This window comes from Maridesulfovibrio sp. (genome assembly GCF_963666665.1).
GTDB lineage: Bacteria > Desulfobacterota > Desulfovibrionia > Desulfovibrionales > Desulfovibrionaceae > Maridesulfovibrio.
Genome location: NZ_OY762999.1, coordinates 1,240,482 through 1,267,272, shown reverse-complemented (window position 1 = coordinate 1,267,272; position 26,791 = coordinate 1,240,482). Strand labels below are relative to the sequence as shown.

The 26,791-nt window shown below is 47.2% G+C and carries 26 protein-coding genes; 19 read left to right on the top strand and 7 right to left on the bottom strand.

The features are described from left to right. Window positions 1-56 precede the first annotated feature (56 nt). The 3 genes from ACKU40_RS05620 to ACKU40_RS05610 form a co-directional block, all read right to left on the bottom strand. Window positions 57-2,288, bottom strand: coding sequence for a DUF3536 domain-containing protein (locus ACKU40_RS05620; protein ID WP_320175540.1), 2,232 nt, complete (start codon window positions 2,286-2,288; stop codon window positions 57-59). Between the two features lie 154 nt (window positions 2,289-2,442). Continuing rightward, window positions 2,443-2,988, bottom strand: a complete 546-nt coding sequence (locus ACKU40_RS05615) for a hypothetical protein (protein ID WP_320175539.1) — start codon at window positions 2,986-2,988, stop codon at window positions 2,443-2,445. Between the two features lie 224 nt (window positions 2,989-3,212). Continuing rightward, the gene (locus ACKU40_RS05610) at window positions 3,213-3,632 is read right to left on the bottom strand and encodes a hypothetical protein (RefSeq protein WP_320175538.1); all 420 of its coding nucleotides are present in this window, start codon (window positions 3,630-3,632) and stop codon (window positions 3,213-3,215) included. A gap of 225 nt (window positions 3,633-3,857) precedes the next feature. Between ACKU40_RS05610 and ACKU40_RS05605 the strand changes: the two genes are divergently transcribed. The 9 genes from ACKU40_RS05605 (at window position 3,858) to ACKU40_RS05565 (ending at window position 11,519) form a co-directional block, all read left to right on the top strand. After that, window positions 3,858-4,118 carry a DUF493 family protein gene (locus ACKU40_RS05605; protein ID WP_320175537.1) on the top strand — a complete coding sequence of 87 codons (261 nt, stop codon included), beginning with the start codon at window positions 3,858-3,860 and terminating at the stop codon, window positions 4,116-4,118. A 269-nt stretch (window positions 4,119-4,387) separates the two neighbouring features. Further along, window positions 4,388-7,201, top strand: a complete 2,814-nt coding sequence (gene ileS / locus ACKU40_RS05600) for an isoleucine--tRNA ligase (protein ID WP_320175536.1) — start codon at window positions 4,388-4,390, stop codon at window positions 7,199-7,201. A 168-nt stretch (window positions 7,202-7,369) separates the two neighbouring features. Further along, complete coding sequence (lspA, locus tag ACKU40_RS05595) at window positions 7,370-7,840, top strand: signal peptidase II (RefSeq protein ID WP_320175535.1); 471 nt, start codon at window positions 7,370-7,372, stop codon at window positions 7,838-7,840. A 1-nt stretch (window position 7,841) separates the two neighbouring features. After that, window positions 7,842-8,597, top strand: coding sequence for a prolipoprotein diacylglyceryl transferase (gene lgt / locus ACKU40_RS05590; RefSeq protein ID WP_320175534.1), 756 nt, complete (start codon window positions 7,842-7,844; stop codon window positions 8,595-8,597). Further along, a complete protein-coding gene (locus tag ACKU40_RS05585) occupies window positions 8,597-8,833 on the top strand; it encodes a PLD nuclease N-terminal domain-containing protein (protein ID WP_320175533.1) in 237 nt (78 codons plus the stop codon). The genes lgt and ACKU40_RS05585 overlap by 1 nt, the downstream gene beginning before the upstream one ends. Next, window positions 8,823-9,746, top strand: a complete 924-nt coding sequence (gene ybgF / locus ACKU40_RS05580; protein ID WP_320175532.1) for a tol-pal system protein YbgF — start codon at window positions 8,823-8,825, stop codon at window positions 9,744-9,746. The genes ACKU40_RS05585 and ybgF overlap by 11 nt, the downstream gene beginning before the upstream one ends. A 19-nt stretch (window positions 9,747-9,765) precedes the next feature. Further along, complete coding sequence (locus ACKU40_RS05575; protein ID WP_320175531.1) at window positions 9,766-10,194, top strand: 4Fe-4S binding protein; 429 nt, start codon at window positions 9,766-9,768, stop codon at window positions 10,192-10,194. A 26-nt stretch (window positions 10,195-10,220) separates the two neighbouring features. Further along, complete coding sequence (locus ACKU40_RS05570; RefSeq protein ID WP_320175530.1) at window positions 10,221-10,733, top strand: hypothetical protein; 513 nt, start codon at window positions 10,221-10,223, stop codon at window positions 10,731-10,733. Between the two features lie 42 nt (window positions 10,734-10,775). Beyond that, window positions 10,776-11,519: a protein phosphatase CheZ gene (locus ACKU40_RS05565; RefSeq protein WP_320175529.1), complete on the top strand. Its 744-nt coding sequence runs from the start codon at window positions 10,776-10,778 to the stop codon at window positions 11,517-11,519. 104 nt (window positions 11,520-11,623) lie between these two features. Here ACKU40_RS05565 and ACKU40_RS05560 read toward each other — a convergent pair whose 3' ends face one another. The 3 genes from ACKU40_RS05560 to purT all read right to left on the bottom strand — a co-directional run bounded on the left by ACKU40_RS05560 (window position 11,624) and on the right by purT (window position 15,848). Then, window positions 11,624-12,880 (bottom strand): tetratricopeptide repeat protein, encoded by a 1,257-nt coding sequence (locus ACKU40_RS05560; RefSeq protein ID WP_320175528.1) that lies wholly within the window; start codon window positions 12,878-12,880, stop codon window positions 11,624-11,626. Window positions 12,881-13,057: 177 nt separating this feature from the next. Beyond that, window positions 13,058-14,362: a Na+/H+ antiporter NhaC family protein gene (locus tag ACKU40_RS05555; RefSeq protein ID WP_320175527.1), complete on the bottom strand. Its 1,305-nt coding sequence runs from the start codon at window positions 14,360-14,362 to the stop codon at window positions 13,058-13,060. A 304-nt stretch (window positions 14,363-14,666) separates the two neighbouring features. Then, window positions 14,667-15,848 carry a formate-dependent phosphoribosylglycinamide formyltransferase gene (gene purT, locus ACKU40_RS05550; RefSeq protein ID WP_320175526.1) on the bottom strand — a complete coding sequence of 394 codons (1,182 nt, stop codon included), beginning with the start codon at window positions 15,846-15,848 and terminating at the stop codon, window positions 14,667-14,669. Window positions 15,849-16,032: 184 nt separating this feature from the next. On the opposite strand from purT, the gene ACKU40_RS05545 reads away from it, so the two are divergent. Continuing rightward, entirely contained in the window at window positions 16,033-16,611 is a 579-nt protein-coding gene (locus ACKU40_RS05545) for a UbiX family flavin prenyltransferase (RefSeq protein WP_320175525.1), read from the top strand. Between the two features lie 3 nt (window positions 16,612-16,614). Further along, on the top strand, window positions 16,615-17,298 hold the full coding sequence (locus ACKU40_RS05540) for a metal-dependent hydrolase (RefSeq protein ID WP_320175524.1): 684 nt from the start codon (window positions 16,615-16,617) through the stop codon (window positions 17,296-17,298). A 56-nt stretch (window positions 17,299-17,354) separates the two neighbouring features. On the opposite strand, the gene uvrC is transcribed toward ACKU40_RS05540, so the two are convergent. Then, window positions 17,355-19,163 carry an excinuclease ABC subunit UvrC gene (gene uvrC / locus ACKU40_RS05535; protein ID WP_320175523.1) on the bottom strand — a complete coding sequence of 603 codons (1,809 nt, stop codon included), beginning with the start codon at window positions 19,161-19,163 and terminating at the stop codon, window positions 17,355-17,357. A gap of 297 nt (window positions 19,164-19,460) precedes the next feature. Between uvrC and ACKU40_RS05530 the strand changes: the two genes are divergently transcribed. The 8 genes from ACKU40_RS05530 (at window position 19,461) to dnaB (ending at window position 26,739) form a co-directional block, all read left to right on the top strand. Next, window positions 19,461-20,837 (top strand): outer membrane homotrimeric porin, encoded by a 1,377-nt coding sequence (locus ACKU40_RS05530; RefSeq protein ID WP_320175522.1) that lies wholly within the window; start codon window positions 19,461-19,463, stop codon window positions 20,835-20,837. Between the two features lie 191 nt (window positions 20,838-21,028). Continuing rightward, entirely contained in the window at window positions 21,029-22,333 is a 1,305-nt protein-coding gene (gene hisD, locus ACKU40_RS05525; protein ID WP_320175521.1) for a histidinol dehydrogenase, read from the top strand. A 12-nt stretch (window positions 22,334-22,345) separates the two neighbouring features. Next, window positions 22,346-23,245, top strand: a complete 900-nt coding sequence (locus ACKU40_RS05520; protein WP_320175520.1) for a phosphoribosylaminoimidazolesuccinocarboxamide synthase — start codon at window positions 22,346-22,348, stop codon at window positions 23,243-23,245. A gap of 38 nt (window positions 23,246-23,283) precedes the next feature. After that, a complete protein-coding gene (locus tag ACKU40_RS05515; RefSeq protein WP_320175519.1) occupies window positions 23,284-24,048 on the top strand; it encodes an enoyl-ACP reductase in 765 nt (254 codons plus the stop codon). A gap of 171 nt (window positions 24,049-24,219) precedes the next feature. Further along, the gene (gene rpsF, locus ACKU40_RS05510) at window positions 24,220-24,531 is read left to right on the top strand and encodes a 30S ribosomal protein S6 (protein ID WP_320175518.1); all 312 of its coding nucleotides are present in this window, start codon (window positions 24,220-24,222) and stop codon (window positions 24,529-24,531) included. Between the two features lie 2 nt (window positions 24,532-24,533). After that, window positions 24,534-24,794 carry a 30S ribosomal protein S18 gene (rpsR, locus tag ACKU40_RS05505; protein WP_015851900.1) on the top strand — a complete coding sequence of 87 codons (261 nt, stop codon included), beginning with the start codon at window positions 24,534-24,536 and terminating at the stop codon, window positions 24,792-24,794. A gap of 9 nt (window positions 24,795-24,803) precedes the next feature. Beyond that, on the top strand, window positions 24,804-25,337 hold the full coding sequence (rplI, locus tag ACKU40_RS05500; protein WP_320175517.1) for a 50S ribosomal protein L9: 534 nt from the start codon (window positions 24,804-24,806) through the stop codon (window positions 25,335-25,337). Then, window positions 25,312-26,739, top strand: coding sequence for a replicative DNA helicase (dnaB, locus tag ACKU40_RS05495; RefSeq protein WP_320175516.1), 1,428 nt, complete (start codon window positions 25,312-25,314; stop codon window positions 26,737-26,739). Before rplI ends, dnaB begins: the two co-directional genes overlap by 26 nt. The last annotated feature ends 52 nt before the right edge of the window (window positions 26,740-26,791 follow it).

Genomic DNA, 26,791 nt, shown 5'->3' with positions numbered 1-26,791 from the left:
AAGGTCCGTTGAATGAATTTCAACGGACCTTTTTCTTTTTCAATTTTTAAAGATAGCTACAAATCAAAACCAATCATTTTTGCCAGATCAGGATCGTTTTCCCCGATCAGGATCTTATCCCAGTAGCAATTCTGGAGTTTCCATAGATCAAGCGGTAATTCAAGATTACGAGCACGTTCGACAACTCCACGAATGCTGTCCCAAAATGTGAGATCATTGTGCAGCATAGTGCAGAGCTGTTTAGCAAGTTGCTCTATAAAATAGTCAAGATCAGGATGATCCCGCCCGACATCTCTCATAAAATCAAGAGAATCTTTACCTACATTATCACCGGAAAAAATGTAATTCCAAGCAAGTCCGGCCCATAATTTACGCCAGCGGGGAGCCCATGTCTGAGAGGTCTGGTAATCTTCAAAATCATTAAAAAGAACAGGGCCACACCCCGTATTCAATATCTGAGCTTCCCATGATTTATGAGCAAATCTGTCAACCCAGGTAAGGGACAAGGACTGCTTTTTCTTCCATGATATCTCAGTGAGCGGATAATGTTCAGTTTGTCCGGCAGGAAGTGATATTTCAACCGATCCGGTAAGAACACGTGCGCTCTTCTCCCATTTCCAGCTATACTCTTTAACTTCTGACTCAAGCTGCCAGCGAATCTCCGCTTCACCGCGAGCCATGACCAGAGAAGAATCGTTAACCCTGATGGAAACAGAAACACCAGGCCATTCAATCCGCCCTTCTTCACCGGGTAAAGGGAAGACGCCTTCAACATACAAACGGGCTAATGCCTGCCCGATCAAGCTTCCCGGAGTTTCACTCTGAGGCTTAATCTTACTGTTCCAAAGGTCAACGGTAGAACCGTAACGCTCTTCATTGGACCTTGCTTCCCCGGCTATGGAAAGGAATTTTTCTTCCATGCCGATCAACCCTGTTTCCTGAGCAATTTCAATTGCCCGCAGGGCAAAGCTCATATTGTTCACCGGCTCCAAACGGGCCAGATCATCAAAAAACCAACCGCAGCTCGCAAAAGACGAAAGAGCCCATTTCTGCATGGAAAGAAGCTTCCAGCCCATATCGGCTTCGGCACTGCCTTCAGAAACCTTAAAGTTCTTCTTGAAGAATTCTTCTTCGGTAACAATACCGCTCAGAACTGTTCCATATTCAACCAAAGCCTTGCGGGCGTCCCTGAAAATCTTATCTCCGTGATTGAAATAGTGGGCGTTCATCAAATTCTTGATTGCATCAAGCCCTTCCCTGAGAGGTTTTCTCCACTGTTGATTCCAGTCAGGATGCCCTCCGGTACAACAGCCGCAATCATTTCGCCAACGTTCGACACCGTGATAACAACTCCATGAAGAATCCTCCCGTACCTTCACCTTGCGGGTCGGAGGATGCTTTTCAAGATACGCCCCGTAGTTGAGCAACGAAATTTCATCTCGTCCTTCAATGGCTTGAGCCAGCACATAAGCCAGCGCCATTTCGCCGAACTCCACATGATGCCCGTACGTCTCACCGTCAGTACCGATAGAAAGAAGTCCTTCTGCAGATGCCCCTGAAAGCTTGTTCCAGAACTCATCTCCATTTTTAAGCAGTCCTTCAAAAGCAATGGCCTGCGAAAGTCCGCCATCGTAGAAGAAAACGGAAATGGTCTTACCTGAAGGCAATTCCACAAGGTATGGCTCTTTTATGTTTATAGAATACTCATCAACTTCGCGCCAATCATCAGTTCCAAGTTCAGCAATAGCCTCCGCTTGCCGGGGAGCCAGCAAAGTGAAGGCAATACCATGTTCGGCAAGGGTTTCAAGTGTATCTGTGTTACAAGCGGTCTCAGATAGCCACATGCCTTCCGGTCTGCGCTTAAAACGGGATTCAAAGTCCGCAATTGCCCAGGCAACTTCGGCATTGCGGTCCAGCTCTGAAGCAAGCGGCATGATTACGTGGTGGTATATCTGAGCAATAGCATTACCGTGCCCCCAACGCTTGAGACTCAAGGCATCACCTTCAAGAATCTTTGCATAAAGATCCGGCTCTGACCGTTCGATCCAACGAAACAATGTAGGTCCCACATTGAAGCTCATCCATTCATAACAGTTCAGGATGTCAAAAATGCCGTTGCCTCCCATACGTCTGGCCCAGGCCAATGGCCCGTAACTTTCGCGGCAGATACGTTCATTCCAATGCCGGAATGGAGCCGCACTTCCTTCAGGAAAAATCATATCCAACCACGGATCTTCACGTGGCGGTTGATAAAAATGTCCATGGATGCACAAAAATTTACCAGACATATATATACCTCTCGGTTTGAGTTCTGTTTTGTGGATAGTAACCCAACGATGTTATTAAATCCAACATAAAGACAATTGCGGCAACATTTTAACAGCCGGAATAAAAAAAGGGCAATGAGTAAACTCACTGCCCTTGAAGCCAAGACCATAAAAACTATTTTACATAACCGGCCTGCTTAAGCATGCGCGAAGCCCGGTCCGCCAGCACAAAACCGCTTTCATATAATATCGCCGGCCCCTTAAGAGAAATTTTGTTGATATACCCGACATCAAGCAAAACATTGAGAATATCGGAGGTAAAGGCTTCCTGCATAATGCTCTTTGGAGCTATGCCCCGAAAAAGAGAAATTCTTGAAAGATGAAATATATCAATTAAAGCACGAACATGAATTTTATCAAGTATTTCATTAATTTCAATATCTAAACCGCAGAATGTTTCCCAGTCTTTATCTTTTACTTCCTCACCGAATCTATTACATTCTTTCTCAGCCTTTCGTGATACCCTGTACCCTTCAAGATTATTCCCGCAGGAAGTGCAGATACTGCCCTCGTCTATCAATCCGGATTTTAAAAGTTCACGGATGAGTTCCGGGTCGTACAAATAAGTTTCCCGTTTAGGCAACAGGCCATGATATCTGTCAATTTTTGAGTAGCTTTTGATATGCTTCAAGAGCAGCATATGCCGTTCATTGAGAACCATAGGGCTGTGATCTCCATTGTTTGCATGTATCAACTTACACACTGGGCAAACACCCCATAAATTCTGATTTAAATTTTATCCACCACATTTCTGTTACAATTTCGTATAGCCATCTTCCCAAATCCAGACTTGAAATATATGAACAAAATAGAAGCGGAATTGCTCAATACTGGGCAATTCCGCTTCAAGGTGTATATTAAGGACTGGAAAATAAAGTGTTTTTCTTAACTGAAAAGTCTAAGCAACGGCTTTGACTCTTTCTTGGGCCTGCTTTTATGGATGAAATTGCCGGTAGGCATTTTGACGAAGAGATTCTGGCAGGAATAACACTCCCAGTGCTTGGACCGTTCCTGAAGCCTGATCAGGACTCCATCACGGTCATAGCAAACCTGGCAATAAGGACCAGTTTTTTCATTATCCTCATCAATCCAATATTTCTGTCCGTCAAACTCCATGCATTCCGCAAGGTCAAGAATCTCGGCAACCTCTTTAATCTGAGATCGCAACTCTTTATTTTCCTCATACATATTAAGATAGTCTTCCTGAATAATCCTTAAAAGACTTTCCGCTTCGCGGTCATGCCCATCATTAAATAATTCAAGAACTTTCCTAAAGTTGGTTGCGTGGAGATTTTTTTTACTCATTTTTCCGCCCTATCCTTACAGTATAATTTTAGGAACACCTGCTTACTGTATCGACAAAGCAGTAATTTCCTTTAGGGACAAGGGAAAAAACTTTTTTTCATACCATTGACAGCACCATATCCGATCCATATATCAACATTGCCCGACAAGAGGTATCAACTTCTTCCCTTGATCGAAGCCACAGCATAAAAAAATATATTCCAATTTAAATATAAGGAGATAAACATGGCGCATTCCATCGAACAATTTAAAGCGGCCCTTGATGAGCATCACGAATGGCCCTGCGACTACACTTTTAAATTTATCGTTCCCTGCAAGTCTCTGGTTGAACTCAAGTCAATGATTGACGGTTTTCCATATACAGAAAAAGACTCTAAGACAGGCAAATATACCAGCGTAACCGTTGTCATCCATGCCAACAGCTCTGATGTAATCCTGAATATCTACGAAAAAGCAGCAACCATTGAAGGACTCATTTCCCTTTAATTAATAAGAAGCAACTCCGGGTTGACTTCCATCACGCCTTGTTTAAAGATAACGCCGCTCATTTTTGAGCATTTTTTATTTTTCAAGTTTACGCAAGAATGGCTGTTTTTACTTTTCCATAGCGTGCCGAATTTTGTTCATATCCTTGTTAATAAGCCGAAATATCAGCTTTTTATTTTGAACATAATCGTTATCGTTAACGTGAATACTTAAACGGCTTTTAATCAAATATCATATCCTTAAGAGAGTTCCGGAGGACTTTTCCAGTCATGAGCGATTATAAAAAGACCCTGTGTCTGCCCAAGACAAAATTTCCCATGAAGGCTAACCTCAAACAGCGCGAGCCCGAAATGCTCAAAAGCTGGGAGGAAACCGGGGTGTACGAAAAAATGGTTGAAGCAAACGCTGACGCCGAGCAGTACGTCCTTCACGACGGCCCCCCGTATGCTAACGGCCACATTCACATGGGTACAGCCATGAACAAGGTTCTCAAGGACATTATCGTTAAGTCCCGCAACCTGCAGGGCATGAAAGCCGAATACGTTCCCGGCTGGGACTGCCACGGCCTGCCCATCGAGCACAAGGTTGAGCAGGAACTCAAGAAAAAGAAAAAAGAACTGCCCACCACTGTTATCCGCAAACTCTGCCGCGAATACGCAGCAAAGTTTGTTGATATTCAGCGCAAGGAATTCAAACGCCTCGGCGTACTTGGTAACTGGGAAGATCCATACCTGACCATGAAGCCCGAATACGAAGCAGCAACCGCTCGTGAACTGGGTCGTTTCATGGAAAAAGGATCTGTTATCCGTGGTAAGAAGCCCATTCACTGGTGCTGCGACTGCCGTACCGCTCTTGCTGAAGCGGAAGTTGAATACGAAGATCACACTTCTCCTTCCATCTACGTACGCTTCCCGCTGAATGATGAAAAAGTTCTGAAAGCACTGCCCGAAGATGTTGCATCCAAAGTAGACCTGTCCCGCACCTACGTGTGTATCTGGACCACCACTCCCTGGACCATCCCCGACAACATGGCTGTGGCTGTTCACCCTGAATTTGAATACGTTGTTGCCGAAGTTAACGGTGACATCTACATTCTCGCTGAAAGACTGCTGCCCGTCTGCGCAGAATCCTTCGGTTGGGAAAGCTGGAATGTTCTGGCAACTGTAGAAGGTGCCAAACTTGAAGGCGCAATAGCCAAACACCCCATTTACGATCGCGAGTCCCCCATTGTTCTCGCCAATTACGTAACTCTCGATTCCGGTACCGGTTGTGTTCATACTGCCCCCGGTCATGGTCGCGAAGACTTTGAAACCGGTCTTAAATACGGACTTGAAGTTTACTCCCCGATGAATAACAGCGGTGTGTTCCTCAAGGAAGTAGAATTCTTCGCCGGAATGAATGTTTGGGAAGCAAACCCCAAAGTAATCGAAAAGCTCCAAGAAGTGGGCAACCTGCTGGCACAGGAAAAAATATCCCACTCCTATCCCCATTGCTGGCGCTGTAAAGAGCCGGTCATCTTCCGCGCAACCACCCAGTGGTTCATCGGCATGGAAGAAAACGACCTGCGCAAAAAAGCTCTCAAAGCCATCAAAGATGATGTTGATTGGATTCCCGCATGGGGTGAAAACCGTATCTACAGCATGGTTGAAAACCGCCCTGACTGGTGTATCTCCCGTCAGCGCAACTGGGGTGTACCCATTATAGCCCTGATTTGTCAGGACTGCGATGAGGTATACAATGAACCTGAATGGGTTTTCTCCGTAGTAGACGAATTTGAAAAACACGAACACGGCTGTGACTACTGGTTTGAAAAATCAGTTGAAGAAATCGCTCCTGCAGGTCTCAAATGCCCCAAATGCGGCGGCACCCACTGGGCCAAGGAAGACGACATCCTCGACGTATGGTTTGATTCCGGTACCAGTTACGCTGCTGTTGTTGAAAAACGTAAGGAACACCGCTTCCCCGCTGATCTGTACCTCGAAGGTTCCGACCAGCATCGCGGATGGTTCCACAGCTCACTGCTCGCTTCCGTTGGTACCCGCGACGTGCCTCCCTACAAGACCGTACTTACTCACGGTTACGTAGTTGATAAGGACGGCCGCAAGATGTCCAAATCCATCGGTAACGTAATCGCACCGCAGGAAATCATTGACCAGCATGGTGCTGAGATCCTGCGTATGTGGGTTTCCGCAGTTAACTATCAGGAAGACGTCCGTATCTCCGACGAAATCCTGAGCCGCATGGTCGATACTTACCGTCGTGTACGTAACACCTGCCGTTACATTCTCGGCAACCTTGACGGTTTCAATCCCGAAGTTGACGCAGTCGCACCCGCAGACATGCTGCCCATCGACCATTTCGCTCTTGATCTGGTCAACCGTCAGCATGAAGTAATCCAGAAAGCTTACACAAACTTTGAATTCCACAAAGTTTACCATACCCTGCACAACCTCTGCACCACCGAGCTGTCTGCCTTCTACCTTGATATTATCAAGGACAGACTCTACGTGTCCGGCGAGAAGAGCCTCGAACGCCGCTCCGCACAGACCGTACTCTGGCAGACCATGCTCATGCTGCTTAAGGATATGGCACCTATCCTTTCCTTCACTGCTGAGGAAGCATATTCCCACATGCCTGAAGAAATGAAAGGATCTGCTGAAACTGTATTCGCTATCCGTCCCGAGCTCCTCAAGCCTTCCATCGACGATGCCGAGCGCAAAAGATGGGAACTGCTCATGGACGTTCGTACCGAAGTCACCAAAGCAATCGAGCCTCTGCGCCGCGAAAAGGTAATCGGTCACTCTCTGGACACCAAGATCACCCTCTTTGCCAACGAAGACATAGCCAAGGCTCTGGAAGGTATCGAGCGTCGCGAATTCTTCATTGTCTCCGGTGTTGAAATCAAGCCGCTGGCCGAAGCTTCCGACGATGCAGTTAAGCCTGAAGAACTTGAAGGACTCGCCATCAAGGTCGAAAAGGCACAGGGCGAAAAATGCAGCCGCTGCTGGAGATACGACACTCTCGGCACAAATGCTGAACATCCCGAACTCTGCCCGCGTTGCGCAGCCGTTCTGGCCGGTTAGTTTCTCGCTCTTTGTAAATTGAATAAGTAAATGCCCCCGCCCTTCTTGCAAGGACGGGGGCATTTTTGAAGAATGCCTCCGGCGGCTTAAACCCTTTTGAAAAAGAGTTTAAGAATCCCAAAACTTTTTAGTGTGCTTCGCAAAGTAGCATGTTAGGGCGACCTTCGAATGAATAAATATTTTTTAGCGGGGATTATCTCTGCTGCAACTTTAATCTTGGACCAAATCACCAAGATTGCAGTCCGTGAAAAGATGGTCCTCTGGACTTCAGAAACTGTCATTCCCGGATTATTTAATCTGGTGCACGTGGTCAATAAGGGCGCTGCATTCGGTTTCTTGAACCGTGCTGATATTACTTGGCAGCGTAATTTTTTTATTGTGGTTACCATTGTTGCACTGGTCGCAATCGGAATGCTGCTTAAGTCTGTTGGGGAAAAGGATAAATTCCAGATTGTGGGCCTTGGGTTAGTGCTAGGCGGTGCTATTGGTAATTTAATCGACCGGATTCTCTATCATCAGGTTACTGACTTTCTGGATTTTTACTATGGATCACATCACTACCCGGCTTTCAATGTAGCGGATATTGCAATCTGTCTGGGCGCTTTTGCCATGATCATCTCATTTTACAAGACTAAATAAGATGAATCCGACCCTGTTCAGCATAGGCTCCATAAACATTTATGCCTACAGCGTGTACATCACTGCCGGGTGCCTGCTGGGTATTGGCTGGGCCATGCGTGCGGCAAGGCTTTGGGAGCTGGATTACAAACTGGCTCCGGTTACCGGAATAATCGCAGTTGTCAGCGGCATTATCGGCGCACGGGCGCTTTATGTCGGCTTGTATCCTCAGGAATTCTCCGGAGACCTGCTCAGAATATTTTATATCTGGCAGGGCGGACTCGTTTTTTCCGGTGCGATTATTTTCGGTTCACTGGCTGGACTGCTCTACCTGCACTCCAAACAACAACCAATCTTGGATTGGCTGGACTGCTTTGCACCGGGCATTGCACTTGGGCAGGCAGTTGGTCGGCTGGGGTGTTTTTTTGCCGGATGTTGCTACGGCAAGCCGACCGATTTGCCATGGGCAGTAACATTTAAAAATACTGCTTCACTGGCCCCTCTTTTTCAACCTCTGCACCCGACCCAGCTTTACCATTCCCTTGCCGGACTGGTCACTTTTCTGATTCTGATTGTTGCCGGAAACCATATTAAGACAGAAGGCCGCATTACCGGACTGTTCCTGATATTGTTTTCTGCGTTCAGATTTATTATTGAATTTTTCAGGGCGGATTACCGGGGAGAACTCGGTCCCCTGTCTATGACTCAGTTCATAACACTTGTCTTTTTCGCAATTGGTATATACCTGTTATCAATATATAAAAAAAGGAGCTCCTAATGTTCTTCGGACAAATTCCCAATCTTCCCATGGAAACCTGGATTATCATCCTCGGCAGTGTCGGTCTTTTTGCGGCCTTGACACTTTTCGCCATATGGGATGCATTCAAAAGGGAATTCCCGTCCAACATGGAAAAAGTCGGCTGGATTCAGCTCTCTATTTTTATTCCATTTTTCGGCTGTCTGGCTTATTTTCTTTTAGGTAGAAAAAGGGGGAAAAAATTTAATGAAAAATAACATGAAAAATTCTCTTATTGCTGCCCTTATCGCTTTTCCTCTGGCTACCGGCCTAAGCGGCTGTGTAACCACCTCTGATATGGACAAACTGCGCATGGAATTGCGCCAGACCAGATCACAGCTGAACAAAAAAATCGAGACCGTCGAACAACAATCAGCTGCCGACAACGTCGCCCTGCGCGATGAAATCAAAAAATCCAGCTCTCCGGTGCAAACCCAGCAGGCAAATATGTATGCTGAAGTAAACGCCCTGAAAATGCAGGTCGCAAGACTTCAGGGTACCGTCAACACCATGTCCGAGTCCGTAAACAGAATCGATGCAGGAGACAGCAACAGCACCGTTTCTTTGGAAGAACTTTCCCAGAAAGTTGAAAATATGCGTCTGGCCCTTGAAAGCCAGTTGGCCATCGACCTTGGCCTTATCAAAACGCAGGCTCCCAAAGACAAGGAAACACAAGTTGCAATCTCCAACGCAACCGCAGCTATCGGTGGAATTGCCGCAGTGGTAGCTCCTGACGTTAAAAAGCCTGAACCTGCTGATCCCGCCCAAGCTTTGTATGATAAGGGACTTGCCTTGTTCAAGGACCGTAAATACAAAGACGCAATCCGGGATATGGCCGAATTTACCAAGACTTTCCCTAAACATAAGCTTGTTCCCAACGCCATTTTCTGGGAAGGTGAATGTTACTACCAGCTCAAGGATTATGCCAATGCCGCACTCAAATATCAGGGTGTCATTGCCAAACATTCCTCAAGCAATAAATACAGACCCGCACTGCTCAAGCAGGGCCTATGCCTGATCAAACTGGGCAAGACCAAATCCGGGCGCTATATTCTTGAAGACCTTATCAAGAAAGCCCCTGATTCCGCTGAAGCAAAGCGTGCTGAAAGCATTATCAAGAACTTAAAATAATCTAACCGGATATAGTACAATGAGCGAGAGCAAGAACTTTAATAAAATTATCCACCTGTCCTTCCCACCGAATACTTCCGGCCGTCCGGTTGTGTGCAATCTGGGCAAACTCTACAATCTCAGCTTCAACATTCTCAAAGCTGACATCAACCCCAGACTCGAAGGCAGCATGACCCTTGAAATCACCGGTCTTGAAGAAGACTACCACAAGGGCATAAACTACCTGAAAGAAAACGGCGTACGCCTCATCCCCGTTGCGCAAAAAATCGCAAGGGATGAAGAATCATGCATGCATTGCGGCATGTGCCTCTCCATGTGCCCCACCGGAGCTCTTTCCCTTGAGAAAGATACACGTCTGGTAATCTTTGATCTGGAGAAATGTACTGCCTGCGGCCTGTGTACCAAGGTCTGTCCTGTTCGGGCCATGGAAGTCGATCCTCAGGATTAGTTCATAACAAAAACAAGGGAATCCAAATGGACCGGGACACACCGCATTACGCCAGTGTAGAAACAAGAATCAAGGGACACGGACGCATCTCTTCCTCTCTGGAGAGTCAGCCCGTATACCGTGGATTTACCGGGATGAAAAAGCACCCCGCTGAAGATCTAGATGATTCAAAAGTTCCGGAATGGCTGAGAGTCTACATAACTGAACTTGACCGCAAGCTGGACCAGCTGCTGGGCATGCAGAGCAAAAAAGACATCAAGCAGGATTTCCCCCTCGACCTCGAAATAATAAAAATTTCCGGCAACGGAATGACCTTTCGCTCAACTTCCGTCACAGCACCATGCATAATGGAAATGGTGGCGGAAATTGAGCAGATTCCTTTGCGACTTGCCGGAGCCAAAGGTCGCGTTAAAGCTGGCAAAAAGGACAATTACTGGGTAATGAAATTTGAAAAAATCAGGGAACATGACCTTGAATCAATTATCCAGTTTGTTTTCAGCGAACAACGTGAAATGATCCGGACCGAAAAGCTGGGTTAGCCCTGCAACGTTTATATAAAAACCAACGCCAAGGAGAGCGCAGTGATTAATGATGATCAAATAGTGCGGGAGATGATGGAAAAGGTCTCCGAAGACCTAAGCAAAAGTCTCAAGGAAAGTATTGCCCATGCAGTACAGAAAGAAATTTCCAAGAGCATGTCTCAGACCCTTCTTGAGGGGGAATTCTACCGCCGCATCAACATTGACCTGCAGAACGGTCTCCGGGACATCTATCAGGAAGTAGCCAAGGCCAAAAAAGGCCCTGCAGGTTCAACAGGCTCAGTAGAAGTCTGCGTTGATTCCGATCCTGATCAGCTTTTCAACGAAGCCTCCGACCAGCTCGACGCCATCATGCGCACCACCGAAAAAGCCACGCAGGACATCATGGATATTCTTGAGAAGACTCAGGAAACCCAGTTTGCCCTTGCAAACATAATCAAGGCTTTTGAATCCGGCGGTGTAAAAAAAGAACAGCGTCAGGAACTGGCCAACATCAACGATACCTTGGGTCAGGATATCATGACCATCATGACCACCCTCTCCTTTCAGGACCTGACAGGGCAGCGCATCAAGATCATCATCGAAACCATCAAGAGTGTTGAAAAGATCGTCCTTGATCTGTACATGTCCACCGGGCTGAAAATCAAAGCCCGTGAACAGGCCCCGGAAAAATCCCTTGATCAGCTTGATCAGGAAACTCAAAGCAAAATGAGCGAACTCAAAGGCCCCACCGAAAAGGCCGATCAGGGTGATGTTGATGATTTGTTGGCGTCGCTTGGGTTGTAGGGATTGTATGGTTACGCCTTTGGCGTAGTTTTTTTCATAGAAAAAATGAAAGCGGGAAGCCTTTTGACGGGGCTTCTCGCTTTTATATTTGGGGAAAATTAATTTTATTTATTGATTTTGGCTTCTAATCTATCTAGCAAAAATTGTACTTTTTCGATCATTGGTGCTGCGCCAATTTGTTTGAATAAATCGAGTGATTTTTGCCAGTACTCATTAGCTTCTTTCAAGTTTCCTTGAAGTTCGCGAAGAATACCTAAGTTACCATAATCACAAGCTATTCCTTCAATGTACTCGATGTCCTTATCAATTTCCAAAGCCTTACAGTATAACTCTTCAGCCTCTAACAGATATCCTTTTTGCATCTTAACTACGCCAAGATTTCCATATCTAATTGCCAACCCTCTATGATTAAATTTTTTTTCCTCTTTTGCTAGAGACTCCATATTAAAAGATTCCGCACCGTCAATGTCACCGCAAGCATAGCAAAGACTTCCAAGATTGCCCAAGACAGTAGCTATTTTCTTTGTATTACCTAGTTGTTCATATATTTTAAGTGCTTTATTGTAGCAATTTTCTGCGCTTTCAAAGTCACCCAAATTTTTATGGATAACCCCTAAATTTCCATGAGCAATAGCGGTCCAGACTAGATTATTAGATTCCATACAAGAAATATTAATAAACGCGGCCTTGGATTCTTCAAGCTCTCCGAACAAATATCGCAATTGCCCCAATCGGTTCCACCCCTCAGCACTATTCGGATCAAGTTCAACCGATTTTTGATAGGCTTTTACTGCCTCTTTGGGATTATTCATAAAATCCAATAACCCAGCACGCCTATATGCTTGAGCAGCTTTCAAACGTAGTTCATCGCTGCCGTCAACATTCTTCGCGGCTTCTGCGTTAAAAAATGCCTTGGCTAAATCAGTATTACCCTTTGCAAGTTCAGCTTCAGCTTGTGCAGCGTAATCAGTCTCTTTCTGTGTATCTTGTGGCTCACGCAACCCATCGATGACATCTTTGAGAGCTTTAATTTCATCATCTCTTGATTGAATTACTTCATCTTTAGATTGAATAGTCTGCTGTGCTTTTCTTAAATCTTTTCTTTGATCTTCATATACTTTCTCAGCAAGTGTCTGCGAATCTACGCGTTCAGGAACATTCACATTTACCTCAACACTCTGCGTTAGCCGATCATTTCCCTTACGCTTAAAAAGCCCAAAAAAATGAACGCTTACGGGATAGGCAGCAAGCACTACACCCAAAACAGATAGCTTAACAGTAAAACCCAAGCCCCAAAACCATCCCCAAACAACACCCGGCACAGCCATAGCAGCATCAAGTATCTGAGTAGAATTAAACAAAACCACCCCCCCCCATATATCAAAAGCAAACCACCAATTATTCCAATCCCATTTTCTAAAACAACTAACGATACGAATACGATCCGTCAATACAGAATAACAGTTTACCCCGCTCCATAAAAAATCCCCCGCAACCAATGGCTACGGGGGACTTATTCAATTTATATTTCCGAATAATTATTTCGGGACTCTGGGAAATCCGGTCAGGATACTGAGCACTGCTACTACTGCGAGAATGAAGCAGTAATGCATATTGCCTATGATCTCAAGCGGGGAAAGCCCGGAGATGGAACCGGCCAGCAGGACCTGTGCGCCGTAAGGGATGATACCCTGAACTACGCAGGAGAAGATATCCAGCAGACTTGCGCTGCGGCGCGGATCAACATTGTGGCTTTCGGCGATTTCCTTAGCCATGCCCCCGGTGAGGATGATGGCTACGGTGTTGTTCGCGGTGCAGAGGTCAGACAGTACGGAAAGAGCACTGATGCTGAACTCACCGGCCTTGGTGGACTTGGTGCCCTTGGTCAGCTTACCGATGAAGTTAATAATGTAAGTGATACCGCCGTGAAACTTGATCAGCTCACCAAGACCGCCAACGAGCAGGGAAAGCACGAGGATTTCCTGCATTCCGGTGAAACCTTTGTAGATGTCCTGAGAGAAGGTCAGCAGATTAAAGCTTTCCATGGATGCAAATCCGACCAGACCGGTGAAAACAATACCTGCGCCGAGCACTACGAAGACGTTCACGCCAAGTACGGCCATGACCAGAATGGTGATGTACGGCAGAACCTTGAGCAGGCTGTATCCGCCATCGGCTACAACCTGACCGCCCTCACCTGCCACATAGAGAATTACGATGGTGATCAGTGCGGCCGGCAGTGCTATGAGCAGGTTCATCTTGAACTTATCACTCATTTTACAGCCCTGAGTACGGGTTGCGGCGATGGTGGTGTCGGAGATCATGGACAGGTTATCACCGAACATGGCCCCGCCCACAACTGCGCCCATAAGCAATGCAGAGGAAATATCTGTTTTACCGGCAACACCTACAGCGATAGGCGCGATAGCGGCAATGGTTCCCATGGAAGTACCCATGGCAGTAGCAATGAAAGCAGCGATAACAAACAGTCCGGGCAGAACCATGGAGGCAGGTACAATGGACAGACCGAGGTTAACGGTGGACTCAACACCGCCGATGGATTTTGCAACAGAGGCAAATCCGCCAGCCAGCAGGTAAATCATGCACATGGTCACGATACCCGGCTCACCTGCACCGCGCAGGAATATGTTGATCTTGTCGTTGAGTTTGTCCTTACCCATCCAGACTGCCCAAGCAATAGCGGGAAGAATGGCCACGGTTGCGGAGAGCTGGTAGAAAGCCATGCTGGTTCCGTTCATGGTCAGGAAAAATCCTGTTCCAATAAATATCACCAAAAATAGAGCCAATGGCGCTAGGGCCAATCCGTTTGCTTCCTGTTTCATACTACTATATTCCTATATAAAGAGTTAGACATATAGTTCGAGTAAAAAATATCTCCGCTAGGCGGAGCTATCGTTCGAACCAATTTCAGAAAATCAACGTAAGTAACTACTTATCTAGTGAAAAAAGCAATTTTTACGCTGATTTTTCATTATTTGCGTTACTGAGGTGAATTAAATGCTCACCTTTTTGCAGTTATGTCAACAAAAACCGAACAGCATTTTTTAAGGATAAATCCAAATAAAAAGCTCCTTCCGTGCCGAGGTGACACAAAAGGAGCTTTCTAATCAGGCTATATAAAATAAACTAGTACTCTATTTCGACAGCGGAAGAAGCACGGATAGCACGGGCTTTTGCGTCTTCCACATCTTGACCAAGGGCAAGGGCAACGCCAAGACGACGCACACCGTTACATTCGCCCTTTCCGAAGATGAGAACTTTGGTGTCAGCTTCTTCGAGAGCCTTGTCCACATTGAGGAAAGCCGGAGCTTCGGATTTGCCATTGGAAAGAATTACACTTGATGCGGCTGGTCCATACTGACGGATTGCCGGAATCGGCAGTCCGAGAATGGCACGGACATGGAGTGCAAACTCACTCAGGTCCTGAGAAATTACGGTCACTAAACCGGTATCGTGAGGACGGGGAGAAACTTCACTGAAGATTACTTCCTCGCCTTTAACGAAAAGCTCGACTCCGAAAAGACCTCTGCCGCCAAGGGCGTCGGTGATTCTGAGTGCATAATCCTGCGCATTGGCAAGAGCTGTCTCTGACATGGGCTGCGGCTGCCATGATTCACGGTAGTCACCATCATCCTGTCTGTGCCCGATGGGCGCACAATAGGAAGTTCCACCGGCATGGCGCACGGTAAGCAGAGTGATTTCATAGTCAAAATCAACAAAGCTTTCCACAATGATGCGGCCTTCGCCAGTACGTCCGCCGGACTGAGAGTAATCCCAGGCGCGATCGATATCGGCTTCGGATTTTACTGTGCTCTGCCCTTTACCGGAAGAGCTCATAACAGGCTTGATTACGCAGGGAATGCCGATTTCTTTAATTGCTTCGAGGTACTCTTCCTTGGTATCGGCAAATCTGTAAGGGGAAGTTTTAAGACCGACTTCTTCAGCCGCCAAGCGACGGATACCTTCGCGGTCCATGGTCAAACGGGTGGCACGGGCTGTGGGAACTACGTTGAAACCTTCCTTTTCCAGTTCGAGAAGAGTCTCGGTGGCAATGGCTTCAATTTCCGGCACAATGTAATCAGGCTTTTCTGTTTCCACTACGCGACGCAATTCTGCAGCATCAAGCATGGAAATCACATAGTTACGGTGTGCAACCTGCATGGCCGGGGTATTTTCATACCTGTCCACGACAATAACCTCAACGCCGAGGCGCTGGGCTTCAATGACAACCTCTTTACCAAGTTCACCGCCGCCAAGCAGCATCATTTTGCGGGCAGAAGCGGTTCCGGCAGTTCCGAGAGTGACCATAGATTTTTTCTCCGTAAGGTGTTTTGTCTTGTGGGAAATTAATTTCGTGTGGGTGTGGTTCTAGTCTCATAAGACAAGCAAAAATTCAAGGAATTAGATACACCCTTCTGCTTGTCTTCGATATCCCGCTGTTGTATTTTCAAAAGCTGAACTAAGCAGCTTTAAAAGGAGTATCCTTATTAATATGGATAAGAAAAAAGTAATCCTTGCCGTGAGCGGTGCCAGCGGAACCATGTATGCGGTCAAACTTGCTCAACATCTCGGTTCTGCAGAGAATGTTGAACTGCACCTGATCATGTCCGATGCAGCGCTGAAGGTGATGGAACTTGAAACAGACTTTAAACCCGAAGACCTGACCGGGCATGCTGATTTTGTATACCGGCAGGATAACATTGCAGCACCTCCGGCCAGCGGATCATGGCAGCATGACGGTATGATCATCTGTCCCTGCTCCATGGCAACCCTTGCAGCAATTGCCCAAGGACTGGGCAACAACCTGCTCCACCGGGCCGCTGATGTCTGCCTTAAGGAACGACGCAAACTGGTTCTTGTTACCCGCGAAACTCCGCTGAACCTTATCCATATCCGCAATATGGAAACAGCAACCCTTGCCGGGGCAACGATCATGCCCGCATCTCCGGGATTCTACCATGCTCCCAGAAGTCTGGATGACATGGCCTCACATATGGCAGGACGAATTCTTGAACAAATGAAAATTCCGCACAACCTTTATCTCCGCTGGGGAGAGGAATCATCGAGGTAAGCTATGAAACATACATTTACTTGGAACGGACATTCAAACTTCACAATCAAGTCTGATGACAAGACCGTAATCATCGACCCTTTCTTTAAAGGAAACCCTAAAGCCTCGACCACATGGGAATCCATCAGCAAAGCAGATGCTGTGCTGGTAACCCATGACCATGGAGATCACATCGGGCAGGCTGTGGAAATCTGTAAAGCCACCGGAGCAACACTGGTCTGTATTTTCGATCTGGTAGAAAAAATGGTTGGGCTGGGCGTAGATCAGAGTAGAATAATCGGCATGAATATCGGCGGCACGGTTTCCGTAGCCGGAATAAAAATCAAAATGGTTCAAGCCATGCATTCTTCTGCAACCGGAGCACCAGCCGGATACATCCTTACTTACGAAGACGATTTCTGCGTCTACTTTGCCGGAGATACCGGGCTGTTCGCTTCCATGGAGTTCTTTGGAAAACTGCACGACATTGACGTGGCCCTGCTGCCCACCGGAGGCTGGTTCACCATGGATTCAAAAGACGCTGCCTACGCCTGCAAACTGCTGAAATGCAAAACTGCAATCCCTATGCATTACGGAACATTCCCTATCCTTGAACAGGATGCCATAAGCTTCAAAGAAGCATGCGCGGAACTGGCACCCAAATGTAATGTTGTTGAACTAGAAGTAGGCACTGAAAAAGAAGTTTAAATTGGCGAAAGCATAAGAAAAAGGATTTAAGAATCCCGGCAGGGCTGCCGGAGGCATCAAACTTCCCGAAAAGCATCAAATATCTGCTGGGCTCGCTTTTTGCCGATTCCCTGAACATTAGAGAGGTCTCCCACGGAGGCCTCTTTCATTTTCTGCACAGAGCCGAACTCATCCCAAAGCAGACGGGCTGTCTTGGGACCGATTCCGGGCAAAGACAAGACCTCACTCTGCAATACCTTCTTCTTACGAGATTTGCGCTGCCTGCCGATGACAAAACGGTGCGCTTCATCACGGACACGCTGCAAATACAATAGCTCCGGGCTACCGCTTTTAAGCGGCAGATGGTTCTTACGTCCGGGCCGAAAAATACGGTCCTCCAGCTCCCCTGCCTTACGCGTCGGGCCCTTGGCAATGGAAGCCAGATGCGGAATAGGTTCGTCATACTTCCAATTTTCGGCAAAAGCCTTTTCAACCGAAGCAAGCTGCCCCTTACCACCATCGATTAATATAAGGTCTGCCCATGGCGGGCCGGAATCAATGCGCTTGATCACCCAGTGGAAAAGTGCGGCGTAATCATCTGAAGAATGCTCAAGCTCCGGGAAGGCATAGGTTCGGTATTGAGATTTTTCAGGCTTGCCTTCCTCAAAAACAACCATCCCTACACGCATACCTTCCCCGCCAAGATGAGAGGCATCGATACATTCTATACGCTGCGGCGGCCCGGAAAGTTGAAGTTTTCCAGCCAACAGTTCGAGAATATTATCGTTATTCTTTTCCTTATCTTTGAGTCCGAGAGCAGCATTCTTGCGTGCGATTTCCAGCAGCCTTTTTTCCTCACCGCTATGCGGAGTGACAATGCGCACGGTGGACTTGCTACGCTCGCTAAGCAGTTCAGCCGCGCCCTGCATGTCGAACTCGAAAGGTACGAAGATCTTAGGCGGAATAAATTTGGTTGAAGAATAAAACTGGGAAACAAAGCTATTAAGCACTTCCTCTCCGTCTTCCAGACTGAGCCCCGGCCAGAAGAAGTTTTTCTTATCAAGCAAACGCCCTTTCCTGATGAACAGCAGTCCAAGCCCCACGCCCTGCGATGATTCCGCGAGCGCAATGACATCAATATCAGAACGTTCGCCGAGCACCACAGATTGTTTTTCCACAGTTTTTTGAATGGCTTTGATCTGATCACGAAACTTGGCAGCGCTTTCAAAATCCAAGACATCTGAAGCATTCTCCATCTGCCGGCGCAGAGAACCGATCAAATCCCCTGCCCTGCCGGAAAGAAGCATTTCCACCTGATGGACCAGCTCCATATAAGTCTCCCGGGGGACTACATTTACACAAGGCCCGAGACACTGCCCGATATCATGATACAAGCATGGCCTGACCCGATTACGAAAAGCTGAATCAGAACATTTCCGAAGCGGAAAGACCTTACCAAGCACCTTCCATGTTTCGCGGGCGAAATAGCTGGAAGTGTATGGACCGAAATACACGGAACCATCACGCACGACCTTGCGGGTCATACGCAAGCGGGGATATTCGGATTTCTTGTCCAACTGAAACAGCACGTACTGCTTATCATCACGCAGGACAACATTGTAGCGGGGACGGTGTTTCTTGATCAGGCTGGCCTCGAGAAGCAAAGCCTCTTTCTCCGTTCCGGTGACAAGGGTGTCAATGGAATGGATTTTAGAAACCAGCACACGAGTTTTGGGAGTATGCTTATGCATTGCCCGAAAATACGAAGCAAGCCTTTTGCGCAATTCCCGGGCTTTACCGACATATATAATACGCCCTGATGAATCTTTCATCAGATACACACCGGGCAAAGCCGGAAAATCGACACTATTAAATTCAAAACTCATGACTAATTTGCTCGTATAATTTTTTAAACCCGGTTCAAAATCAATATTTGAGAACTAACTTTGAGTTTATACATTGTCAATAAAGGGCTTCCGACGACCCTAAGAAAGTCTAGAGAATATCTAAGTTTTCGCACGGACAAATTGGGTAAAATTTTTTATACGGTAAAAAAAATTATACCTTTGTCAAAAAAATGTAATTTTTTACTTGCCATGGAGTCCATGAAGGGCTAGAACGGTCACTGAAGGTAGGCGTCAGGCAATCGTGCTTAAACATTTATTCAGCAAAAGGAATAAAAAATGAAAAAACTTGCTATTCTTGCAGTACTGGCATGCATGGTCTTCGGCTTTGCTGCTTCTGCATCTGCAGTAGATCTGGACGCTAAAGGTCAGTTCCAGTTCCAGATGAACTTCATGGATAACCCTGACTTTCTGTCCAACAAAGACGGCGGCACCAACGAAGACGATCTGAACTTCTGGTTCCGTGCTCGTACTGAATTCCGTTTCATCGCAAACGAAAACCTCTGGGCAGTTCTGTACACTGAGTACAAGAACCGTGTAGGTACTGGTCACGTTAACACCAGCACCAACGACAACGACGATGGTCTGTATGTTAAGCGTGCTTACCTGCAGTACCGTTTCCCCGGCACCGAAGTTCTGACTTCTGCTGGTATCATGTCCATCAACATGCCTGGTGCTGTAACCGGTTCCATGGTTCTTGGTGATGCTGACCTCGGCGCATTCATGGTTGAAACCCCCATCACTGACGAAATCGCTATTGCTGGTGCTTTCATCCGTTACGCTGACGACAACCAGAACGACGCAACCGACGCTACTTCCAAAGACGAACTGGATATCTTCTACGCAGCAATGCCCATCACTCTTGATGGTATTTCCGCTACCCCCTACTTTGCATACGCAATCGTAGGTCAGAACGTTGCTAACGTTCCCTCCGGTCTTCTTGCTCCTAACGTAAGCGCTCTGACCAAGAACGAATACGCTTGGTGGCTCGGTACTTCCTTTAACATGGACATGTTCGATCCCATCGTATTTGCAGCTGACGCAGTCTACGGTTCCGTAGACGGCGACGTTAAACAGAATGACCGTTCCGGTTTCCTCTTTGACGCATCTCTTGCTTACACCGGTCTTGATTTCGTTAAGCCCGTTCTGAAGTTCGCTTACACCACCGGTGAAGACGACAACACCAGCAACGGTTCTGAGCGTCTGCCCATCGTTTCTGATGACTTCGACCTCGGTACTTACTACCTCGGTGCTTCCAGCCTTACTTCTGCTGACCTGGGTAAAAACCCCCTCGGTTTCTGGGCTCTCGGTCTGTCTTTTGACAACATCTCTTTCTTCGAGAAACTGACCCACAAACTGGCTTTCACCTACATTCAGGGTACCAACGACAAAGACCTGATCAAAAATGTAGGCGCAGCTAACATCGCTGACGCTACCATCACTGCTGATGGTAACTTCCTGACCACCAAGGACCACGTATTCGCTATCGACTTCAACACCAACTACCAGATCTACGACGAACTGGCAGCTATCGTTGAATTCGGTTACGCTGACGTTGACCTCGACAAAGGTACCTGGGAAAACTTCCGCGGTACCATCAAAGACAAGCAGGATCCCAACTTCAAGCTTGCTCTTGGTCTCGTTTACAAGTTCTAAGAAATCTTAGAAATTTAGCATAGCCTTGACGCCGGGGGCCGGGAGTTCATACTCCCGGCCCTTTTTATTTTCCTGCCTCAAACGATCTATTCTTCTCGACTTTTGGTGCTCATTACGATAAGGGTCAACACATCTTAAAGACATCTCTTCATAAGAACCATACTCACCAATCACATCTTAAGGACAATTCTATGCCTTGCAGAGATATTACCTATTCCGGACAGCAGGATTGGCCGGAAATCAAGAAATGGCTCGAAATCAGAGTCAACCCCGACAGTAAAGTAGACTCCATTGTCAAAGACATCCTTACCAGAGTAAAAACCGAAGGCGACGCAGCCCTCGTTGATTACACCAAGCAGTTCGACTGCCCGGATTTCAATCATTCCATGCTTAAGGTCAGTCGTGATCAGCGCGGTCTCGCCTATGCGGAAATCGAATCTCATGACCTCGAAATCATCGAAGAGGCTATCCGCAACATCAGAAATTTTCACCGCAGACAGGTTGAAGAATCATGGTGGACTACAGGAGAAGACGGAACCATCCTCGGCCAGCTGGTTCGTCCGGTTGACCGCGTTGGACTGTACGTTCCCGGCGGACAGGGCGGTGAAACTCCGCTTATTTCCAGCATGATCATGAATGCCGTACCCGCACAGGTTGCCGGAGTAAAAGAGATCGCTGTAATCTCCCCTCCCCGCAAAGACGGGACCCTGAACCCTTACATCCTTGCCACTGCACAGGAACTGGGGATCACAGAAATTTATGCATCAGGGTCCGCTTGGGCTATCGGAGCACTTGCTTACGGCACTGATACCATTGCTCCCTGTGATGTAATCGCCGGTCCGGGCAATATCTTTGTTGCTACCGCCAAAGGGCAGCTGGTTGGAGAAGTCGGTATCGACATGATCGCAGGCCCCAGTGAAGTTGCCATCCTTGCCGACGGTGATTCCGACCCGGCATGGATTGCCGCAGACCTGCTCTCTCAGGCTGAACATGATCCGCTCGCTTCTTCCATTCTCGTAACTTGGGATGATGAACTGGGCGTAAAAGTTAAATACGAACTCAAAAAACAGGCGGACCTTCTTCCCCGAGGCGAAATCGCCCTTAAATCACTTGAAGACTGGGGCGCAATCGTCAAGGTTCCCGACCTTGAAACCGGCATTGATTTTGTAAACCGCATGGCTCCCGAGCACTTGGAACTTGCGTTCGAAGAACCTTGGGGTGCAATCGGACAGATCAAACATGCCGGAGCGATCTTTATGGGCCACTATACCCCTGAACCCGTAGGCGATTATTTCGCAGGTCCCAACCACGTACTGCCCACTGTTGGAACAGCCAGATTTTCATCTGCGCTCTCAGTGGAAACATTTACTAAAAAAACAAGTCTGATCTATACTGATCAGAATTACATCAACCGCCACGGCGGTAAAATTGCTAGGCTGGCAAGGCTCGAAGGACTCGAGGCGCACGCCCGTTCAGTTGAAACCAGATTAAAATAAGAGGATACGCGGATGTCCAAGCATGTAGTTGAAACTGATATTAAGGAACTGAAACTTCTTTCACGCGGAAAGGTCCGTGATATATACGAAGTGGATGATGACAAGCTTCTGCTGGTTACCACCGACAGAATCTCAGCTTACGACGTCATCATGCCCAACCCCATTGATGACAAGGGCAAGATCCTGAACCAGATCACTCTTTTCTGGATGGACATGTTCAAAGACATCATTCCCAACCATCTGATCGCCTCTAAAGTGGACGACTACCCTGAAGTTCTCCACAAATACCGTGATCAGCTGGAAGGACGCTCCGTACTGGTGAAAAAAGCCACCCCGCTGCCAATCGAGTGCATTGTACGCGGCTACATCACCGGGTCCGGCTGGAACGACTACCAGAAAACAGGTGAAGTCTGCGGCCACAAGCTGCCCGAAGGCCTCAAAGAGTCCGAAATGCTGGAACAGCCCCTGTTCACACCTTCCACCAAGGCGGAACTGGGTGAGCACGATGAGAATATTTCCGTGGAAAAAGCAACTGAAATGCTCGGCAAAGAACTTTTTGACAAAGTTCAGGATGCCACTCTTTCCATTTACAAACGCGGTCGCGACTACGCACGTGAAAAGGGAATCATCATTGCTGACACAAAGTTTGAATTCGGTATCTGTGACGGCGAACTGATCATCATTGACGAAGTCCTGACTCCTGATTCCTCCCGCTTCTGGCCTGTTGAAGGCTACGAAGCCGGTAAATCCCAGCCCAGCTTTGATAAGCAGTTCCTTCGTGACTGGCTGACAGAAATCAAATTCAATAAACAGCCTCCGGCTCCCGAAGTACCTGAAGAAATCGCTACTAAAACTCGCCATAAATACATGGAAGCGTTCACCCTCTTGACTGAAAGCGAACTTGACGCTTAATAGCTTCTAAAAAGCAAGTATAAAATAAGGAGATATCAATGCTTCTAAAAGGTAAAAAAGCACTGATTTTCGGTGTTGCTAACAAAAAAAGCATTGCTTACGGCATCGCCAAGCAGTTTAAAGAACATGGAGCTGAACTGGCTTTCAGCTACGTTAATGATGCCATCCAGAAACGCGTTGAGCCCATCAGCGAAGAGCTGGGCGGCGCATTCACCTTCCAGTGTGATGTGCAGAGCGATGAAAGCATTGCCGCTTCTGTTGCTGAAGTCAAAGAACAGTGGGGAGATTTTGATATCCTCATCCATTCTGTTGCTTTCGCCAACCGTGACGACCTCAAGAATCGCTACATTGAAACTTCCCGCGACGGATTCCATCTTGCCATGGACGTTTCAGCTTATTCTCTGGTCAGCCTCTGTAATGCCTACGAAGATCTGATCAAGCCCGGCGGTTCCGTCATGGCTATGACCTACCTCGGCGCAAGCAGGGTTATCACTAACTACAATGTAATGGGTGTTGCGAAAGCTACTCTCGAAGCAAGCGTACGCTACCTTGCAGTAGATCTCGGTGAAAAGGATGTCCGTATCAACGCCATCAGCGCAGGTCCTATCAAGACCCTCGCTGCTTCCGGTATTTCCAGCTTCAAGGACATTTTCAGACACATTGAAGAGCGCGCTCCGCTCAAACGCAACGTTACTACTGAAGATGTAGGTAAGACTGCAGTTTACTACGCATCCGACCTTTCCGCAGGTGTTACCGGCGAAACCCACTTTGTGGATTGCGGTTACAACATCCTCGGAATTTAAATTCCGCTCGGATATCGATTCATATTGCCGGAAGCTTTTTTAAGCTTCCGGCTTTTTTATTTTTCAGATATAGTCTCATTCCTACTTGACAGGACTGAGTGAAGGGAATACACATCCCTTTTGCCTTGCCCTTATATAGGAAAGGGCCATAGACCATAAGGAGGAGTTAATATGCTCAGAAAGTATGAAGTACTTTTGCTTTTGAGCCCCGAGCTTGCGAGCGACAGCCGCAAAGAACTCGTTGAGGGACTCATCGCAATTATTGACCGCGAAGGCGGTAAAATGGATGAGATCGACGATTGGGGTTCCCGCCAGCTGGCTTACCCTGTCCAGAACCAGACCCGTGGATACTATGTCCGCCTCATTTTCGACGCACCCGGTCCGCTGGTTGCTGAACTCGAGCGCAACATCCGTATCACCGATGGTATCTTCAAGTTCGTAACAGTTAAACTTGATGAAACCGCTAAGGCAGAGGAGGCTTAATCATGGCATTCAAAAGAAAATTCACACCCAAAAGAAAGTTCTGCCGCTTCTGCGCGGATAAGAACCTTCCTCTCGATTATAAACGTCCTGACATTCTCAAGGACTTCGTAACCGAGCGCGGCAAAATCATTGCCCGCAGAATTACCGGTACCTGCGCTAAGCACCAGCGCCGTCTGACCACTGAAATCAAGCGTTCCAGACAGATGGCTCTCATGCACTACACTACTGTGCACAGCACCGATGTAAAGAAAAAGAGCATCTAGGGGGACTACATGAAACTTATTTTACGTGCCGATGTAGACGCTCTGGGTAGTCTTGGTGAAATTGTTACCGTTAAAGCAGGTTATGGCCGCAACTACCTGATTCCTCAGGGACTGGCTATGCCCGCTTCCGAAGCCAACCTCAAGCAGTTTGAGCTTGAAAAAAGAAAGCTTCAGGAAATGGCTGACAATCTCCGCACTCAGGCAGAAGGTCTTAGAGACAAACTGGCTGAAGTTGAAGTTAAAATTGAAGTTCGTGTCGGTGAAGGCGAAAAACTGTACGGTTCCGTAACCGCAGTTAACATCGCTGAAGCTCTCGCAGAAATGGATTTCGATATCGACCGCAGAAAAATCCTGCTGTCCGATCCTATCCGTTCTCTCGGTGAGTACGACATCGAAATTAAACTCCACCCCGAAGTTCGCGGTGAAGTTAAACTGGTTGTAGCCAAAGTTGGCGGACTGGTTGAAGAAGAGCCCGCTGAAGAGGTTGAAGCTCCCGCTGAAACCGAAGTAGCTGAAGATGCAGAAGAAGCAACTGAAGCGTAAATCAGGCTCAGACTATAATTCGGGCGGAGCGTCTAACGACGCTTCGTCCGATCTTTTGCGTAAAGTCCCGCCACACAACCTCGAAGCCGAACAGGCTGTTCTTGGCGGGGTTTTTCTAAGCAATACCATATTCAACGATCTCGTTGATATCGTCAAATCCGACGACTTCTACTCCCCTGCACATCAGGAAATTTTCCGGGCCTTTGAAGATCTCTATGCCCGAAATGCTCCCATAGACCTGATTACTGTCAGTGAGTACCTTACAGCTAAAGATAGAATAGACTCTGTAGGCGGCCCTGTGTACCTTGCTGAACTGGCGAACTCTGTTGTTAGCTCCGCTAACGCTCTTTATCATGCTGAAATTGTTGCAGAAAAAAGTATTCAACGTAGCCTGATAAATACCGCTGCCAGCATCATCAATGAAAGCTTTGAAGCTCAGGATGTTAAAGAACTGCTTGATCATTCCGAGCAGGCAATCTTTGATATTACTGACAACAAAAAGAATACCACTATCAAGGGCAGTAAAGCCCTCATTCAAGAAGTCTTTCAGGATCTTGAAAACAGGGTAGCCCAGAAGTCCCTCGTCACCGGCATTAATACCACATATCATAAATTCGACGAGATGACCGCAGGACTCCAGAATTCTGACCTGATCATTATTGCTGGACGTCCCAGTATGGGTAAAACCGCATTTGCCCTTAACGTGGCAATGCGCGCAGCACTACATTCCGGGGTAACCACTGCGGTATTTTCCTTGGAAATGGCAATGGGCCAGCTCATGACCCGTATGCTTGCCTGTCATGGCAAGGTTGATCTTTCCCGTCTGAGAACCGGACAGCTTGATGATGAAGACTGGGCCAAACTATATGATGCAGCTCAGGACTTGACAGAAGCCCCCATTTTTATTGATGATACTCCGGCAATCTCCACTATGGAACTACGCGCACGTTGCAGGCGTTTAAAATCCCAGCACAATCTTGGTCTGGTAATGGTCGACTACCTGCAGCTTATGCGTTCCAGCGCCCGAGTTGATTCCCGTGAACAGGAAATTTCAGATATTTCACGAACACTGAAGGCTCTTGCTAAAGAATTGAATATTCCTGTCATTGCCTTGTCTCAGCTTAACCGTAAAGTTGAAGAACGAACTGACAAACGTCCTATGATGTCTGACTTGCGTGAGTCAGGTGCTATCGAGCAGGATGCTGATATTATTCTTTTCCTTTACCGTGAAGATTTCTACAACAAGAAAGAAGACAAACCAATCACCAATACAGCGGAAGTTATCATCGGTAAGCAACGTAACGGCCCTACTGGTATTGTAAAACTTGCCTTCCTCGGTCCTTATACTGCTTTTGAAAACCTTGCTGCCGAAGCGTATCCGTCTGAATACGACGATGAATAATCGGATTATATTTATGACGTGATGCATAGAAAACATTTACACGGAGAAAATT

Coding starts and splice junctions, on each gene's coding strand:
- ACKU40_RS05620 (WP_320175540.1), bottom strand. CDS start 2,288: ATGTCTGGTAAATTTTTGTGCATCCATGGACATTTTTATCAACCGCCA.
- ACKU40_RS05615 (WP_320175539.1), bottom strand. CDS start 2,988: ATGGTTCTCAATGAACGGCATATGCTGCTCTTGAAGCATATCAAAAGC.
- ACKU40_RS05610 (WP_320175538.1), bottom strand. CDS start 3,632: ATGAGTAAAAAAAATCTCCACGCAACCAACTTTAGGAAAGTTCTTGAA.
- ACKU40_RS05605 (WP_320175537.1), top strand. CDS start 3,858: ATGGCGCATTCCATCGAACAATTTAAAGCGGCCCTTGATGAGCATCAC.
- ileS (WP_320175536.1), top strand. CDS start 4,388: ATGAGCGATTATAAAAAGACCCTGTGTCTGCCCAAGACAAAATTTCCC.
- lspA (WP_320175535.1), top strand. CDS start 7,370: ATGAATAAATATTTTTTAGCGGGGATTATCTCTGCTGCAACTTTAATC.
- lgt (WP_320175534.1), top strand. CDS start 7,842: ATGAATCCGACCCTGTTCAGCATAGGCTCCATAAACATTTATGCCTAC.
- ACKU40_RS05585 (WP_320175533.1), top strand. CDS start 8,597: ATGTTCTTCGGACAAATTCCCAATCTTCCCATGGAAACCTGGATTATC.
- ybgF (WP_320175532.1), top strand. CDS start 8,823: ATGAAAAATAACATGAAAAATTCTCTTATTGCTGCCCTTATCGCTTTT.
- ACKU40_RS05575 (WP_320175531.1), top strand. CDS start 9,766: ATGAGCGAGAGCAAGAACTTTAATAAAATTATCCACCTGTCCTTCCCA.
- ACKU40_RS05570 (WP_320175530.1), top strand. CDS start 10,221: ATGGACCGGGACACACCGCATTACGCCAGTGTAGAAACAAGAATCAAG.
- ACKU40_RS05555 (WP_320175527.1), bottom strand. CDS start 14,362: ATGAAACAGGAAGCAAACGGATTGGCCCTAGCGCCATTGGCTCTATTT.
- purT (WP_320175526.1), bottom strand. CDS start 15,848: ATGGTCACTCTCGGAACTGCCGGAACCGCTTCTGCCCGCAAAATGATG.
- ACKU40_RS05545 (WP_320175525.1), top strand. CDS start 16,033: ATGGATAAGAAAAAAGTAATCCTTGCCGTGAGCGGTGCCAGCGGAACC.
- ACKU40_RS05540 (WP_320175524.1), top strand. CDS start 16,615: ATGAAACATACATTTACTTGGAACGGACATTCAAACTTCACAATCAAG.
- uvrC (WP_320175523.1), bottom strand. CDS start 19,163: ATGAGTTTTGAATTTAATAGTGTCGATTTTCCGGCTTTGCCCGGTGTG.
- ACKU40_RS05530 (WP_320175522.1), top strand. CDS start 19,461: ATGAAAAAACTTGCTATTCTTGCAGTACTGGCATGCATGGTCTTCGGC.
- hisD (WP_320175521.1), top strand. CDS start 21,029: ATGCCTTGCAGAGATATTACCTATTCCGGACAGCAGGATTGGCCGGAA.
- ACKU40_RS05520 (WP_320175520.1), top strand. CDS start 22,346: ATGTCCAAGCATGTAGTTGAAACTGATATTAAGGAACTGAAACTTCTT.
- ACKU40_RS05515 (WP_320175519.1), top strand. CDS start 23,284: ATGCTTCTAAAAGGTAAAAAAGCACTGATTTTCGGTGTTGCTAACAAA.
- rpsF (WP_320175518.1), top strand. CDS start 24,220: ATGCTCAGAAAGTATGAAGTACTTTTGCTTTTGAGCCCCGAGCTTGCG.
- rpsR (WP_015851900.1), top strand. CDS start 24,534: ATGGCATTCAAAAGAAAATTCACACCCAAAAGAAAGTTCTGCCGCTTC.
- rplI (WP_320175517.1), top strand. CDS start 24,804: ATGAAACTTATTTTACGTGCCGATGTAGACGCTCTGGGTAGTCTTGGT.
- dnaB (WP_320175516.1), top strand. CDS start 25,312: ATGCAGAAGAAGCAACTGAAGCGTAAATCAGGCTCAGACTATAATTCG.